The sequence below is a fragment of the Gordonia aichiensis genome, from assembly GCF_039946255.1.
Classification (GTDB): Bacteria; Actinomycetota; Actinomycetes; order Mycobacteriales; family Mycobacteriaceae; genus Gordonia; species Gordonia aichiensis_A.
Map to the genome: position 1 here is coordinate 241,436 of NZ_JBCDWL010000003.1, position 15,962 is coordinate 257,397.

The window sequence follows — 15,962 nt, forward strand, 5'->3', positions numbered from 1 at the left end:
TGACGCCTGCGGACGGTGACGCCGTCGGCGTCGACCGCGGCGAGCCGCTCCCCCTGCCACAGGGCGAAGTCGGCGTACTGGACACGCAGCGGTCGCCACGCGGGTTCGGCGCCGTTGCTGCGCGCGGTGTAGGCCATCATCAGATCCCGCGCCATCGGCGACATCGACGCGCCGTCGGCGCTGATGTGATGGATCACCAGCACGATCACGTGCTCGGCGGGGGCCACCCGCAGCAGCGCCAGCCGCACGGGCGGCGCCAGGGTCACGTCGAAGCCGATTCCGGTGACTCCGCGGATCGCGGAGTCGAGCGAGCCGACGACGTCGACCGGGGTCAGATCGATCCGGTCGAGGACCGCTTCGGGGCTGCTGATGAACTGCGACGGCTCGGCGTTGATCATCGGATAGCTGGTGCGCAGCGACTCGTGGCGGGCGATCAGATCGCCGACCGCCGCGGTGAGTGCGGCCACGTCCAACTCGCCGGCCAGGCTCAAGGCCAGGGCGATGTTGTAGGCCGGCGAGTGCGGATCGGCGCGGTTGATCAACCACATGCCGCGCTGCACGCCCGACACCGGAACCACCTCGGCCCGGGTGCGCGGTCCCAGCGGGACCGCCGGGCGCCCGCCCATCAGTTCCACGGCCCGCTCACCCAGTGCGGCGACGGTCGGTGCCTCGAACAGCGTCGCGACGGGCACCTCGCAGTCCAGTGCCGCGCCGAGCCGCGCCGTCACCTTCGTCGCGGACAGCGAGTTGCCGCCGAGGTCGAAGAAGTCGTCGTTGACGCTCACCCGGTCCAGGCCGAGCACCTGCCCGAAGATGTCGGCGACGACCGACTCGAGCTGGGTGCGCGGTGCCTCGAACACGGTGGAGGACGCGAAGTCGATCGCAGGCAGTCGCTTGCGGTCGATCTTGCCGATCGGCGTCCACGCGAACTCGTCGACGATCATCAAGGCGCGCGGCACCAGGAAGGTCGGCAGCCGGCCCGCCACGTAGTCGATCAGATCGTCACTGGTCAGCGTGCTGCCGGCCGTGAGTGTGACGTACGAGGCGAGCACGGTGTCGCCCGACGGCCCGGGCACGCCCAGGCTGATGGCGTTGGTGACGTCCGGGTGACCGAGCAGTTCGCCGTCGAGCTCGCCCGGTTCGATGCGCTGACCGCGGATCTTGAGCTGGAAGTCGCTGCGGCCGTGATAGGTGAACCGGCCGTCGGCCAGGCGGGTGACGCGGTCGCCCGTCCGGTACATCCGGATGCCGTCGCCGAAGGGATTGGCCACGTAGTGGGCGGCGGTCAGTCCGAGCCGATCGAGGTAGCCCAGGCCGACCTGATCGCCGTACACGTACAGCTCGCCCATCACGCCGTCGGGCACCGGGCGCAGCCCGCGGTCCAGGACCAGCGCGCCCACGCCCTCGCCCGCCGACCCGATGGTGACCTCGTCGCCGACCCGGAACGGACCGTCGCAGGTCACCCAGACGGCGGCCTCGGTGGGGCCGTAGATGTTGTACATCTGTCGGTCGCCGAGCGCCGCCCAGCGGTTGACCATCTCCGGCGGCAGCGCCTCGCCGCCGCAGGCGACGTGGGTGAAGGTCGGGATCTCGACCGGGTCGAGGGTCGCGGCGGCGGCCGGCGTGAAGTTGGCGTGCGTCGCGCCGTGCTTGGCGATGAAGCGCTCCAGGTCGCGGCCGGCGAAGGTGTCGAAGTCGGCGACCGCGATGCGGGCACCGGCCAGCCATGCGGGCACCAACTCGCCCATCGCGCCGTCGAAGCTGGGGGCGCCGACGTGCAGCATGCACGAGGAGGTGTCCATCTCGTACTTCGCGACGGTGTTGACCGCGACGTTCGTGATGGCCCGGTTGCTGACCACCGCACCCTTCGGCTTTCCGGTGGAACCGGATGTGAACAGGATGTAGGCGGCGTTGTCCGGCCGCACCGGGCGCACCAGTTCGTCGTCGGTGACGGCGCGTCCGCTGTGCCCGGCCAACTGCAGTTCGTCGGCCTCACCGTCGACGACGATCCAGTCCGGGCCCGCCGCCGGGTCCGTGACCGCGGTCGAGGTCAGGCCGATGGTCGCTCCCGCGTCGGCGATGAGTTCGGCCCGCCGCTCGGCCGGATGCCGCGGATCGATCATCACGAAGGCCGCACCCGTCTTGGCGACGGCGATCATCGCGACCACCGAGTGGTGGGAGCGGGGAATGCTGACGGCGACCGCGTCGCCTGCGCCGATCCCGCGGGCGATCAGTTCGCGGGCGAGCTGATTGGTCCGCGAGGCGAGCAGCCGGTGGGTCAGGGTGCCGTTGCCGACGATCGCCGGCGCGAGGGGCGCCACCTTCGCCGCGCCCGCCTCGATCAGTGCGCGGAGCGTGCCCGGGGTGGCCGGCGGCTCGATCGGCGCCGCGAGTGCGGCGAGGCGCTCGGCGTCGACCAGGTCGATCCGGCCGATCGGCGCGTCGGGATGGGTGACGATGCCTTCGACGACCGCGCGGAACTGCGCGGCGAGCGCGGCGATCCGGTGCTCGTCGTACAGGTCGGTGGCGTAGCACAGTTCCACGGCCATGCCGCCCTCGGTGTGAGCGCGATCGGTGACGGCCACCGCGAGGTCGACCTTGGCCACCGGGGGCCGGGCGTCGAGCAGGTCGCCGCCCGCCGCGCGGATGTCGGCGGCCGCCTCGATGTCGTTCTGCAGGGTCAGGGTGACCTGGAACAGCGGGCTGATGGTGCGGGAGCGGTGCGGGGCGACCGCGTCGACGACCTCCTCGAAGGGCACCTGCGAGTGCGCGAGCGCACGGGTGCGGGTGCGATGGGCGGCGATCACCGCGTCGGCGGCGCTCTGCGCGGGCGAGAGCGCCGTGCGCAGCACCACCGTGTTGACGAACATGCCGACCAGGTCGGCGGTCGCCGCCTCGTCACGGCCGGCGACCGCGGTGCCGACCGCCACGTCGTCGATGTCGGCCAACCGGCCGAGCACCGTCGCCAGCGCGGTGTGCAGGATCGTGAAGGTGGTGACGCCCAGCCGGGCCGCGGCGGTCCGCACGCGGGCCGCGGTCGCCTCCGGGATGGTCGCGTCGACGTAGGCGCCGGCACCCGAGGGCGACTTGGGCCGGGGTCGGTCGGCGGGCAGTTCGAGGATCTCGGCCATGCCGGCCAGCTCGCCCTGCCAGAAGTCGAGCTCGGTCCGCAGCCGCGACTCGGGATCGTCGGCCTCACCGAGCATCTCGCGCTGCCAGAGCGCGTAGTCGGCGTACTGGACCGGGAGCGGAGTCCACGCGGGCTCCTGCCCGGTCGACCGGGCGCCGTAGGCGGCCAACAGATCGGCGATCAGCGGGCGCAACGACGCGCCGTCGCCTGCGACGTGATGGAGCACCACGACGAGGACGTACTCGGCGTCGGCCCGCAGCAGCGTCACCCGGAACGGGATCTGCGAGATCAGGTCGAAGCCGCCGGACACCGCGCCGAGGATCGCGGCCGACAGGTCGTCGGTCGCGACCTCGCGCACCGGCAGCGCGAAGTCGTCGGCGACGTCCGCGAGCGGAAGGATCTCCTGCGTGGGTTCGCCGTCGACCGCAGGGAGACGGGTGCGCAGCACCTCGTGGCGGGCCACCAGGTCGAGGACCGCGGCGCGCAGGGCGTCGAGGTTCACCTGGTCGCCGAGCCGCACGGCGCCCGGCATGTTGTACGCGGGCGACTCGGGGTCGAGCCGGTTGATGAACCACAGCCGGGTCTGCGCGTACGCGACCGGGATCGGGTCGGGCCGGGGCACGGGTCGCAGCGGGAGGCGATCGCCGCTGGCCGGCGCGTCGCTGACGCGGGCCGCGAGTTCGGCGACGTCGCCGCTCTCGAAGATGTCGGTGAGCCGGACGTCGACGCCGCACTCGTTGCGCAGGCGCGAGGCCAGTCGCGCCGCGGTCAGCGAGTCGGCACCGAGCGCGAAGATGTTGTCGCGCATGCCGATCTGCTCCACCTCGACGAGGTCGTGGAGGATCCGCACGAGGGTCTTCTCGGTCTCGCTCGTGGCGGGGACGTGCTCGACGACGTCGGTGGAGGCGTACACCGGTGCGGGCAGCGCCGACCGGTCGAGCTTGCCTGCGGAGTTCACCGGGAACGATTCGAGGACCACGAAGGCCGCGGGCACCATGTAGCGCGGCAGCTGCCGCACGCACCAGCGCTGCAGTCGTTCGGCGAGGGCTTCGGCGGTCGACTCGGTCGCGGTCGTCCGGATGTAGGCGACGATCGCGGGCGAGCCGGTGTCGTGACGGACGACGACGGCGACGCTGTCGGCGCTGCCCTCGGCCAGCAGGGCGGCCTCGATCTCGCCGAGCTCGATCCGCTGCCCGCGGATCTTCACCTGGAAGTCGGTGCGCCCCAGGTACTCGATGTCGCCGTCGGCGTTCCACCGGACCAGGTCGCCGGTGCGGTAGGCCCGGGCGCCGGTGTCGAAGGGGTCGGCGACGAACCGCTCCGCGGTCAGCGCCTCCTGCCCCACGTAGCCGTCGGCCAACTGCACACCGGCCAGGTAGAGCTCGCCGGCGACGCCGACGGGCACTCGGCGCAGTCGCGAGTCGAGCACGTAGGTGGTGGTGTTCGGGACCGGTCGGCCGATCGGGATCACCGGCTCGTCCCCGCGCACGTCGTACGCGGTCACCTCGACGGCGGCTTCGGTCGGGCCGTACAGGTTGACCAGCTGGGCATCGGATTCGGCGGTGACCCGCTGCGCCAGCGGTGCGGGCAGGCCCTCGCCGGAGGTGAACACGTGCCGGACCGAGGCGGGCATCACCGGGCTTCCGGGCACCGCCGCGTCGACGAAGACGTCGAGCATCGACGGGACGAAGTGCACCGTGGTGATCTCGCGGTGATCGATCAACGCGCGCAGATAGGCCGGATCCCGATGTCCACCCGCCTGAGCGATGACCATCCGGCACCCGACCTGCAGCGGCCAGAACAGCTCCCACACCGAGACGTCGAAGGTGAACGGGGTCTTGTACATGACGATGTCTGCGGCGCTCGCCGGATAGTCGCGCTGCATCCAGGCCAGCCGGTTCGCGACGGCGGACACCGAGACCTCGACGCCCTTGGGGACACCGGTCGATCCGGAGGTGAAGATGATGTACGCGCTGTGACCGCGTTCGGTCGGCACCGACGGCGCGTCAGCACGCGGCACGGCGTCGAAGGACACCGACGCCAGATACTCGGTGGTGACCACCAGCGCCGGCTTCGCGGCCGCCACCACGGCGCTGCGGCGTCCGGCGGGCGCGCTCGGGTCGAGCGGCACGTAGGCGGCCCCGAGGGTCAGCGTCGCGTAGATCGCGACGACCTGCTCGATGCCGCGGTCGAGTTCGATGACGACCTTGTCGTCGCGCCGCACTCCGGCCTTCGCCAATTCTGCGGCGAGGGTCCGTCGGAGTCGGTCGAACTCCGCGTACGTCCACTCGCGGTCGTCGTCGGCGACGGCGATCCGATCCGGGTGCGCACTCACCTGGCGCAGGAAGGGGTCGAGCAGTCCGTCGCGGGCCGGCTCGGTGCGCGGTCCGGCCTCCAGCGCGATCAGCTTGGCCGACTCACCGGGCAGCAGCAGCGCGACATCGGCCACCGCTGCATCGAGTCGCCCGATGAAGGCGTCGACGAAGTGCAGGAACCGGCGATGGTGTTCGTCGATCTCCGCCTGCGTGTACAGGTGCGGGTTGCCGTGCAGGTCGAGCACCAGCGGCTCTTCCGGGCTGGCCTGGTACAGGTTGACCAGCAGGTCTTCCAGCATTCCCGAGGTCAGGATGCGGTATTCGGCGCCGACGCCGTCGAGGCTGATCGGCTCGTCGAAGAAGACCATGTTGATCCGCGGACCGAAACCGTAGGTGCTGCCGTCCAGACCCGCGTCGCGCTTGATGTCGTCGGAGCGGTACCGCTGGTAGCGCAGCGCCCCGGTGAGTTCGAGCTGGGTGGCGTCGATGAGCTCGCGCACGGTCCGGTCGAGCACCTCGGTGACACGGATCGGCAGGATGTTCGAGACCATGCCGCCCGAGCGCTTGATCGCGGCGGTGGACCGGCCGGTCACCGGCAGGCTCAGGACCACGTCGTCGGTCCCGCTCATGCGGCCGAGGAAGGCGGCGAAGGCCGCCGACAGCAGGACCGCCATCGACGAATTGCAGGTGCGCGCGGTGGCCTCGATCCGCTCCTGCAGATCGGTGTCGAGCTTGCTGCTGGTGACGAGGTTGTCCAGGACGACCGGTGCGGTCGTCGGAACGTGCGAGAGGGTGACGCGTTCGGGGAGCGCCCCCACGCGTTCGAGCCAGTGCGCGCGGTCGGTCTCGCGGCGGCTGCTGGTCTGGTACGCCTCCTCGTAGGCGATGATCCCCGACATCGACAGGGGCGCCTTCTCGACCAGTTCCTCGCCGCGGCGCGCGGCGTTGTACCGGTTCACCACGCGGCGGGAGACCGCCAGCGCGGCGTAGCCGTCGAGCATGATGTGGTGGCAGCGGGTGTACCAGAGCGTGCGCTCGTCGGTGATCCGCAGCATGGCGACGACGATCAGTTGGTCGTTCAGGAGGTCGACCGGACGGCGGTAGTCGGCCTGCATCCACTCGGTCGCCGCGGCGAAGGGGTCGTCGTGACCGCGGAAGTCGTAGACGTCGACGTGCTGGTCGTAGTCGACGTCGACGTACTGCATCGGCACACCGTCCACCTCGACAAGGCGGACATAAGGCGATTCAATGGCCTTGCCGACGGCTTCGCAGCACTCGACGAGCAGATCGATGTCGAGGCCACCGGGCGCGTGCCGCAGATCCAGGTACTGCGCGATGTTCACCGAGTAGTCGGGCGAGAGGGTCTCGGCGAACCACATCCCCCGCTGGGCCGGCGTCAGGGGCAGCAGTTCCAGGGAGGCGTCGGACTCCGCCGACAACGTCACCCCATCCATCGAGTCAACCTCTCTCACTCAAGATCGCTCAACGGTCACTCGACCATTGAACCCACCTGTACTCCGACGAACCACGATCGGCCCGGCGCAGCGCCCACTCGCGGCGCCCGGTGCCTCGCAGACTTTACGCGTCGCCTCCGACAGTCCTGTCGCAATGTCGGGCGGTCACCGAATCGGACCACCGATACACATCAGCGTGCCGCCTTCACCTTCACGACATTCGATCTATGGGTCCAGATCTGAAGTTCACCCCCATCGGACTCGTGGCCGTCACATCTCCCACCAGACTATGTCATCTGCCATCGGGGCCATCGGCGATGGGACCGACAGCCATCCGGCATGTCCGCATCGCCCGCATTCGACCTGCGGCCGGAGATGCCGGTTCCCGCCTGACGGCGCGGCGTCGGTCAGGCGTTGACCAGTTCGACCACTCGCGGATCCTTGAGGCCGCTGCCCACCGGCACGTCGGCCGGATCGGTGCCCTCGGTGAGCACCTTGTTGTTCTCGTCGACGAAGACCACGTGCGGCGAGTACGCCTTCAGTTCGGCCTCGTTGAGCATCCCGTAACCGATGATGATCACGAGGTCGCCGGGGTGCACCAGATGTGCGGCCGCACCGTTGATTCCGATGACACCGGTACCCCGCTCGCCCGCGATCACATAGGTCTCGAGGCGCGATCCATTGTCGATGTCGACGATGGTGACCTGCTCGCCCTCGAGCAGATCCGCCGCGTCGAGGAGATCCTCGTCGATGGTCACCGAGCCCACGTAGTGCAGGTCCGCTTGCGTGACCTTGGCACGGTGGATCTTCGATGTCATCATTGTTCGCAGCATATTGAAATCCTTTCGATCTGCGTTCTGACCTTGTACATCGTCCCGCATCCCCCAATCCGTTACAACAGACGCCGTCGCGGTCAACCCCTCGGACCAGCGACTGTACTGGTCAGTCACTTGCCAGATTCATCCGAATGACCGCATGGGAAAGCGTCCGAACGATGCCTTTTCGCCCCGCGGAACGTCAGCGTCCGGTCGCCGCCTTCCGGTAACCGCGCAGTGCCGGATACGTGGACAAGGCGATGATCACGACCACCCAGATGCTCACCTTGATCAGATTCTCGGCGACCGGTCCGCCCGAAGCGAAGGCCCTCATGACCTCGATCGCCGGCGTCATCGGCTGATTCGCGACGATCGGCTGCAGCCAGCCGGGGTACATGTCGACCGGAGAGAATCCGGAGTTGAAGAACATCATCAGTGTCGACAGGAGCGAGATGACGGGCACCAACGGCGCGCCCGGGGCGACGTTGACCGCCGCGGCCAGGGTCAGCACCGCGAAGGCCGCGCCGTAGGCCAGCGCTACCGCCACGATCCCGATCGCGGGTCCGATCCCCTGCGTGAACCGGAAGCCGATCAGATGACCGGCGGCGAGCAGCAGCAGCGTGGTCACCAGAATGCGCGCGAGCTCGGAGATCACCCGCGACGTCAGATCGGCGCCGCGATTGATCGGCAGCACGTAGATGCGGCTCAGCAGGCCCGACATCCGCTCGATGTTGAGCCGCGCCGCCGACGCGATGGAGCCGAACATCGCGCCGATGATGATCACCAGCGGCACGGTGCCGTAGGCGCTGTTCATTCCGGTCGCCGACCCGACCGCATCGCCCAGGACGACCTTGAACATGATCATCGACAGCCCGGGGACGATCAGCGACTGCAGCAGGGTCGGCACGTCGCGGACGACGACGAGCAGCTGCCTGCCCGCCAGAATCCCGGCCTGGCTGAACCAGGCGGCGAGGGACCCCTCCGGGCGCGGGTGCGCCGTCGGGAACCGGTAGTTCTTCACGGGTTCGATGGTGGTCACGCGCCCGTCCTCCGCTTGTAGACGCCGAGGAACACCAGGGCGAGGACGAACAGGCCGATCACCCAGAACACCGAGGGCATCGCGATCTGCCAGGTCAGGCGCCCCTGATCGGCCGCCCGGATCACCTCGACGAACTGCGAGACCGGCTGATTGCGCGCGAACGGCCGGATCCACTCCGGGAATCGCTCCTCGGGGACGAAACCGGTCGAGAGCATGCCGAGGATCAACGTCGGCAGGCTCATCGCCTGGCTGGTGGCCTGCGGGCTGCCCGCGACCAGACCGAGCCCGTCGGCGACCATCGCCAGGACGAATCCGATGATGCCGGCGATCACGAAGACGAGCACCACCCCGAAGGCGCCGTTCGCCGGTCGCCAGCCGATGAGCAGGCACGCCACCACGGCGCACAGCAGCGAGACCACCAGCAGCGCGGCATCGGTCACCAGACGCGACGCCATCGGCACCCACGAGGGCATCGGCAGCACCCGGAATCTGGTGTGGATCCCCTTGACCCCGTCGAACGACGACTTCATCGCCGCCGACGAGGCCGCGAACCCCACCGATTGAAGAATGATGATCGGCATCAGGAACTGTCCGTAGTCCATGCCCGGATACAGGTCCATGACCCGTCGGAGCGGAACGTAGAAGCAGACTGCGACGAAGACCGGCGAGATGAACGCGACGATCAGTTCACCGTTGCGGATCACATGGCGCAGACCGCGCCCGTTGAGCGCCGCGAGCTGCCCCCACACGTGCGGCGCAGGCATCGCGGTGCGGCGCGATTCACTGGTCGTCATCGTCGTCCTCTTCGTCGTGGACGCGCGGCGTCCCGGTCAACGACAGGAAGACCTCGTCGAGCGACGGGCGGCGCAGCGCGATGTCGGAGAGCGGGATCTGCGCGGCCTCGGTCCGGCGGATCACCTCGGCCAGCGTCTCGGGCCCGTTCGGCGCGGGCACCGCGACGGTGCCGCGGTCCTCGTCCATCTCGGCCCCGCTCGGGCCGAACAGGTCGGCGAGCTTGCCGATGAGCCGCGGAATGTAGGCCGGATGGGCGGGCGTGATCTCACAGTAGGCGGCGCCGGTCGCCGCCTTCAGCTCGTCGGAGGTGCCCTCGGCGATGACCCGACCGTGGTCGATCACCACGATGCGGTCCGAGAGCATGTCGGCCTCCTCCAGGTACTGGGTGGTGAGCAGCACGGTGACGCCGTCCTGCCGGAGCTGCTCCACCAGGGTCCACACCTCCTGCCGGCTGCGCGGGTCCAGACCGGTGGTCGGCTCGTCGAGGAACACCACCGACGGCTCGGTCACCAGACCGCAGGCGATGTCGATGCGTCGGCGCATGCCGCCCGAGTACTGCCCCACCTTCTTGTCTGCGGCGCCGACCAGCGAGAACGTCTCGAGCAGCTCAGTCGCGCGCGCCTTGGCCGCCGACTTGCTCAACCCCAGCAGCCGGCCGAACAGGACGAGGTTCTCCCGGCCGGTGAGCGCTTCGTCGAGCGCCGCGAACTGCCCGGTCAGCATGATCGAGCGCCGCACGCCCGCCGCGTCGTCGACGACGTCGTGACCGTTGACCGTCGCCGAACCGCCGTCGGGTCGCAGCAGGGTGCAGAGCATGTTGACCGTCGTCGTCTTGCCCGCGCCGTTGGGTCCCAGCAGCGCGATGATCTGCCCCTTGGGCACCTTGAAGCTGACGCCGTCGACCGCCACCATGTCCTTGAAGACCTTGCGCAGACCCCGGACCTCGATGGCGTACTCGACCTCGGCGTCGTCGTCGGCGATCGGGACCAGGTCGAGGGCCGGGAAGGCCACCGTCCGGGCCGCCGCATTCGCCTCCTCCGCCGGGTGCACGCGCCGCACCGGCGCCGCTGGCTGCGCGGGCATCGCGGAGGTCACGTCCCACGCGGCCTGCCGGCCCGCGGGCAGCTGCTGGGGCGCGCGGGGTTCCAGTTCGTCGACCAGTTCGGGTTCGGCTCGTCGGCGGACGAGACTGTTCAACGGCCACGGGGCGCTCGGCGGCGAGGAGGTGTCCACCCGCCACTGCTGGCCGCCCTCGCGGGTCCGCGCCGACGAGCGCGCGCGATGGTCGGGCGCGGGCCGCGACCGTTCCGGCTCGCCTTCGGGCCGGTCGGATCGGGCCGGCCGATCGGGAGTCTGCACCGCGCTCGGCCGCCGCTCCTGCGCCGCCGGTTCCACCAGGCCGGGCGTAGCTGCGCCCCGTCCGGACTCCGGACCGAGTTCCTTGCGCCAGGCTCGCAGTTGCTCGGCAACCGGGTCCTGTTCCATGTCCCACGGCACGGTGTCGCGGAGGGGATCCAGCGGTGGGCGTTCCCCGCCACCGCCCGAAGTCGGTGCATCGTCTCGACTGTGGCCAGCGTCCGGCATGTCTTCCTAACGTCTGCGGTCTGATCGGCGACGGGGCTCCGCCGATCGAATTTGAACCCGAAACCACTAGCTTATCGGCACCAATCGGCAGATCGTTTCTCAGTCGTCACTCCGGCCGCACGTGTCCGGCACTTTCCGCCGATCGGGCGAAGTCCCCGGCGCCGCTCCCCATCGAGCCGGGTCGGTCAGGCGAACATGCGCCGACCAGCGAGCGCGTTGCACGCTCGAACGCCGTCGCGGAGCCCGGCTTCGAAGGCCGCCTGTCGCTCCGCTCCGGTCCCGTGCATCGTGCCCGGGACGCCGTCGCCGACCGCGTTCATCAGTGCCAGCGCACCGTCGCGCGCCGATGCGGGCAGGTCGCCCTCGGCGATGAGGTAGCCGATTCCGACGCCGGCCCAGCAGTCCGCCGACTGCTCGAGCGGCTTCTGCGTGGCGACGTCGCCGAGGAGGGTCGGCAGCACCACGTCGGCCCCGGCCTTCTCCTGCACGCCATGTCCCGATTCGTGAATCAGCACGACCGTCGCGCGGAGGTCGTCGGCGAACAGGTACCGGTCCCGATTGGCCACGACGAACGTGGTCCGGTCGCAGTGATGCGTGCCGACCGCCAGCACGGGCAGACCGGGCACTGCGGGGAAGTCCGCGTAACCGCAGATCGTCGGTCCGGCCTGCGACCACCAGCCCCACCCCAGCCGGGCGGTGTCACCACCGTGTGTCGGACCACGTCGGACTGGCCGCGCGCCCGCAGGAACTTGTCGCGCAGCGCCGCACCGCACGCCGCGGTGGTCGCCACGCTCGTCTGCCTGCCGCACTGCGCGGCCGACGGGGTGATCGGCGTCGTGCCCAGCGGGGCCGGGGCGCTCCGAGCCGCCGGAGCCGCGAGCGATGCGGACAGCAGGGCGGCGATCAGGAGCAGGCAGCAGCGGGTGAGAACAGACGACGACCTCGACATGGGTCCGACCGTAATGCACCACCAGACCGATTCGCCGGGTCCTGGAACGCCGAACGGCCCGATTCCCCCCGAATGGGGGACGGGCCGTTCGAATGTTCGTCGCGAGACGCGCAGAGACCTGTCAACAGCGCCACCCCCGAACCCATCGCACGGAATCCTCATCACAGCGACGAACCAGCAGTCCTCCTCAGAGCGCCGACGCGACCGCGACGAATCTGTTCCACGAGGGATTGTCAACGTCCAGGCTGAGCTTCTTCGTGACAATCTGCTCAGCGATGGCGACCGAGTCGGTTTCGCTGTACTCCTGCTTCGGACTCGCGGCCCGTGTTATTCGTTTCAGCTCCCGCTTCGGCTCAGCGATGGTCTCGGTGTTGGCCTGCCGCGGAAACTTCACCTGCCGCCACGCGGTCGGCTTCACACCACGCACCGCATCTGGAAACGCCAACCACCATGCCTCGGTCATCTGAACCGGTACCACCGCGTGCGTGGCATGCCCGGGGATCGCCGCAGCGAGCTCCGCTGCGAGTCGGTGTTCGACCTTCCCTGACGGATCCGGCCCATCCGAGTCTTGATGGACGAGCACCGCGTGGACGACTCTGGCCCTCGATTCCCTCTCGACCAGGTCTGCGATCTCATCCATCCACGACCGCACCTTCGCGTCGGTGGCGCCCTTCGTCAAGGAGGGCGGCTCTCGCCTCGTTTCCACAACGACCTCACCGGGCGCTCTCGGGCACAGATGCCGAACCAGTACCTTGATCGACTCCGTGTCATTCGAATCCTCGCCGAACACCAGAATCACCGGTGGTCTGCGTCTGGCTCCCGGTGTACCTCGACCGTCCTTTGCCCGACCGCTCACTGCGGCACTCCACCGAGGGAGCCTGCGAACCACAGTTCGCCGAGTTTCCGTCCGCCACCCGCCAACAGTTCCCTGATCTCATCAGGTGCGATGGACGGGATCACCGAACCACCGGTCACCGGGTCCCGATCGCACACGATCATTTCGTCAGCGGCGAGCCGGTTCACCAAGGTCGGAGAATGCGAAGCGACGATGATCTGCGTACGCGTGCTGGCTTCTCGCATCCGATCGACGAGCACATCAAGCGCATAGGGGTGCAGGCCGTGGTCCACCTCTTCAATGATCGTCAGCGCCGGTGGACTCGGTTCATGTAGCGCCACGAGCAGCGCGAGGATACGAACCGTACCGAACGAGGCGTCAGCAAGATCGATGGGTTCGCGCAGACCCGTCTCGATCAGCTGTACGACGAGCGCATCGCGGCTGCCTCCGACATGGTCGAAAGTCAACGTCTCCAGTCCCGGCAGGCACCTGCGCAAGTCGTGAATCAACGCCTCGAACGCGTCGTTCGACCGCTGGTACAGCGTATACAAGGCTGACGCCAGATTCGTTGCGTCATCGTCGAGCGTCGCGTTGGAGATGCGACTGGGCCTTCGCGCCTCCCTCACGATCGGATCCAGGTAGCGAACACTCGATAGGAAGGCAAAGAACTCGCTGGGACCGGTCCCGAGGTCTTCGCTGTCGACACGAGCGAGCGCCCCCAGTGCCGAGACGTTCTCGGAGGCGAGACGAAGACTGTTCTTGCGATCCTGCATCTGAATCTCAACGTTGTCGTCCAGTGCGGTCACCTTGTATCGGCGTCCCTGGCCGGGGACACGTTTGAACTGGTAGACCTCTTCCTTCTTCAGAGCACCACTGTCTGATGCCTCGAGCACCAATCGGTACGAGTCCGGAGCCCTGGAGGTCGAATGCGCAGTGATCCTCCCCTCGACAGTCAGTTCAACCGCCGATGACGCCGACTGCGCATGACTGAGCACTCGGTCAAAACCGCCCGCGATGTCAATTGCCTGCCTGATATCGAAACGGGAAGTATCGCGAACGAACTCAAGGACTTTCAGCAGATTGGACTTACCCGAGCCGTTCGGTCCCACGAGAACATTGAACGCCCCGAATTCGACATCGACCTCGGTCAGCGAACGGAAGTTGCGAGCCTTGACTCGTCGCAGGGGAATCGATGACGCGCTCATTCGCCCATGCTAACCGACCGAAAACGAACCGCCCGTTCCCGGATCTCTCCGGGAACGGGCGGTTCGCCAGTCTAAATCTGTCGCGTGAAGCGTGGAGCGGACCTTACTTGGCCTTCTCCAGCACCTCGACCAGACGCCAGCGCTTGGTGGCCGACAGCGGTCGGGTCTCCATGATGCGGACGCGGTCGCCGACGCCGGCGATCTGCTCCTCATCGTGCGCCTTGACCTTGCTGGTCGTGCGGATGATCTTGCCGTAGAGCGGGTGGCTCTTACGATCTTCCAGCTCGACCGTGATGGTCTTGGTCATCTTGTCACTGACGACGTAGCCGATCCGCTCTTTGCGGCTGGCGCGATCTTCGGTGTTCACCTTCTGGTCCTCACTCATGCGTCTTCACCCTCCGGTCCGGACGCCAGGCCCAGCTCGCGCTCACGCATGACCGTGTAGATGCGCGCGATCTCGCGGCGGACGGTCCGCAGACGGCGGTTGTTGTCGAGCTGACCGGTGGCCATCTGGAAACGAAGGTTGAACAGCTCTTCCTTCGACTCCTTGAGCCGCGCGACCAGGTCGGCGTCGCTGAGCTCGCGGAGCTCAGTGGCAGCAACTCCGAGTGCCATCAGAACTGCTCCTCTCGGGTCACGATACGGGTCTTCATGGGGAGCTTGTGCTGAGCGCGACGCAGGGCCTCGCGAGCGGTCTCCTCATTGGGGTAGCTCATCTCGAACAGCACGCGGCCCGGCTTCACCGGGGCCACCCACCACTCGGGCGAGCCCTTACCGGAACCCATGCGGGTCTCGGCGGGCTTCTTCGTGATCGGGCGGTCCGGGAAGATGTTGATCCAGACCTTGCCGCCACGCTTGATGTGGCGGTTGATCGCGATACGAGCCGACTCGATCTGTCGGTTGGTGATGTACGCACCCTCCAGAGCCTGGATGCCGTAGTCACCGAAGGTGACCTTGGTTCCGCCCTTGGCCCGGCCCTTCAGGCTGGGGTGGTGCTGCTTGCGGTGCTTGACCCTGCGAGGGATCAACATGGCCTCAGCCCTCCTGATTCTCTGCAGGCGCTGCTGCGGACGCGTTGGCGTCGGCGGCCGGAGCCTGCTGCGCCTCGTTGCGGCCGCCCTGGCCACCGCGCGAATCACGACGCGGGCGGCTCGGACGACGCGCCCCGCGGCGGTCCTCGGCGGGTGCGGCAGCGGCCAGCTCACGACGGCCGCCGACGATGTCACCCTTGTAGATCCAGACCTTCACGCCGATGCGGCCGAAGGTGGTGCGTGCCTCGTAGAGCCCGTAGTCGATGTCGGCGCGCAGCGTGTGCAGCGGGACGCGACCCTCGCGGTAGAACTCCTTGCGGCTCATCTCGGCGCCGCCGAGACGACCCGAGCACTGGACACGGATGCCCTTGACGCCCGGCTGACGCATGGCCGACTGGATGGCCTTGCGCATGGCGCGACGGAATGCGACGCGGTTGCTCAGCTGCTCGGCCACGCCCTGCGCGACGAGCTGTGCGTCGGCCTCGGGGTTCTTGACCTCGAGGATGTTGAGCTGGACCTGCTTGGCGGTCAGCTTCTCCAGGTCGCCGCGGATGCGATCGGCCTCGGCGCCGCGGCGGCCGATGACGATGCCCGGACGAGCGGTGTGGATGTCGACGCGGACGCGGTCACGGGTGCGCTCGATCTCCACCTTGGAGATGCCGGCGCGCTCGAGGCCGGTGCTCAGCAGCTTGCGGATCGCGACATCTTCCTTGACGTAATCCGCGTACTGCTTGTCGGCGTACCAACGCGAATTCCAGTCAGTGGTGATGCCCAGCCGGAAACCGTGCGGGTTGATCTTCTGGCCCACTG

Annotated in this window: 12 protein-coding genes (1 of these 12 cut by a window edge); all 12 read right to left on the reverse strand. The window is 68.5% G+C overall.

The features are described 5' to 3' along the window. A protein-coding gene (locus AAFO60_RS05975; protein WP_347955255.1) for an amino acid adenylation domain-containing protein crosses the window boundary here: on the reverse strand, nt 1-6,899 show its 5' portion. It extends 1,105 nt beyond the left edge of the window; the window shows 6,899 of its 8,004 coding nt (coding positions 1-6,899); the start codon lies at nt 6,897-6,899; the stop codon falls past the left edge of the window. 407 nt (nt 6,900-7,306) lie between these two features. After that, complete coding sequence (gene panD, locus AAFO60_RS05980) at nt 7,307-7,732, reverse strand: aspartate 1-decarboxylase (protein WP_347955256.1); 426 nt, start codon at nt 7,730-7,732, stop codon at nt 7,307-7,309. A gap of 184 nt (nt 7,733-7,916) precedes the next feature. After that, nucleotides 7,917-8,744 carry an ABC transporter permease gene (locus tag AAFO60_RS05985; RefSeq protein WP_424307324.1) on the reverse strand — a complete coding sequence of 276 codons (828 nt, stop codon included), beginning with the start codon at nt 8,742-8,744 and terminating at the stop codon, nt 7,917-7,919. 5 nt (nt 8,745-8,749) lie between these two features. After that, entirely contained in the window at nt 8,750-9,547 is a 798-nt protein-coding gene (locus AAFO60_RS05990) for an ABC transporter permease (RefSeq protein ID WP_424307318.1), read from the reverse strand. Beyond that, nucleotides 9,534-11,132 carry an ATP-binding cassette domain-containing protein gene (locus tag AAFO60_RS05995; protein ID WP_347955258.1) on the reverse strand — a complete coding sequence of 533 codons (1,599 nt, stop codon included), beginning with the start codon at nt 11,130-11,132 and terminating at the stop codon, nt 9,534-9,536. The genes AAFO60_RS05990 and AAFO60_RS05995 overlap by 14 nt, the downstream gene beginning before the upstream one ends. 185 nt (nt 11,133-11,317) lie before the next feature. Continuing rightward, nucleotides 11,318-11,758 carry a hypothetical protein gene (locus AAFO60_RS06000; RefSeq protein WP_347955259.1) on the reverse strand — a complete coding sequence of 147 codons (441 nt, stop codon included), beginning with the start codon at nt 11,756-11,758 and terminating at the stop codon, nt 11,318-11,320. A 510-nt stretch (nt 11,759-12,268) separates the two neighbouring features. Continuing rightward, on the reverse strand, nt 12,269-12,880 hold the full coding sequence (locus AAFO60_RS06005) for a hypothetical protein (protein WP_347955260.1): 612 nt from the start codon (nt 12,878-12,880) through the stop codon (nt 12,269-12,271). A 53-nt stretch (nt 12,881-12,933) separates the two neighbouring features. Beyond that, nucleotides 12,934-14,121, reverse strand: coding sequence for an AAA family ATPase (locus AAFO60_RS06010; protein ID WP_347955261.1), 1,188 nt, complete (start codon nt 14,119-14,121; stop codon nt 12,934-12,936). 103 nt (nt 14,122-14,224) lie between these two features. Beyond that, nucleotides 14,225-14,506, reverse strand: a complete 282-nt coding sequence (gene rpsQ / locus AAFO60_RS06015; RefSeq protein ID WP_347955262.1) for a 30S ribosomal protein S17 — start codon at nt 14,504-14,506, stop codon at nt 14,225-14,227. Beyond that, nucleotides 14,503-14,736 (reverse strand): 50S ribosomal protein L29, encoded by a 234-nt coding sequence (rpmC, locus tag AAFO60_RS06020; RefSeq protein ID WP_347955263.1) that lies wholly within the window; start codon nt 14,734-14,736, stop codon nt 14,503-14,505. Before rpmC ends, rpsQ begins: the two co-directional genes overlap by 4 nt. After that, nucleotides 14,736-15,152 carry a 50S ribosomal protein L16 gene (rplP, locus tag AAFO60_RS06025; protein WP_006895643.1) on the reverse strand — a complete coding sequence of 139 codons (417 nt, stop codon included), beginning with the start codon at nt 15,150-15,152 and terminating at the stop codon, nt 14,736-14,738. Before rplP ends, rpmC begins: the two co-directional genes overlap by 1 nt. Before the next feature lie 4 nt (nt 15,153-15,156). After that, nucleotides 15,157-15,960, reverse strand: coding sequence for a 30S ribosomal protein S3 (gene rpsC / locus AAFO60_RS06030; protein ID WP_347955264.1), 804 nt, complete (start codon nt 15,958-15,960; stop codon nt 15,157-15,159). Nucleotides 15,961-15,962 lie beyond the last annotated feature (2 nt).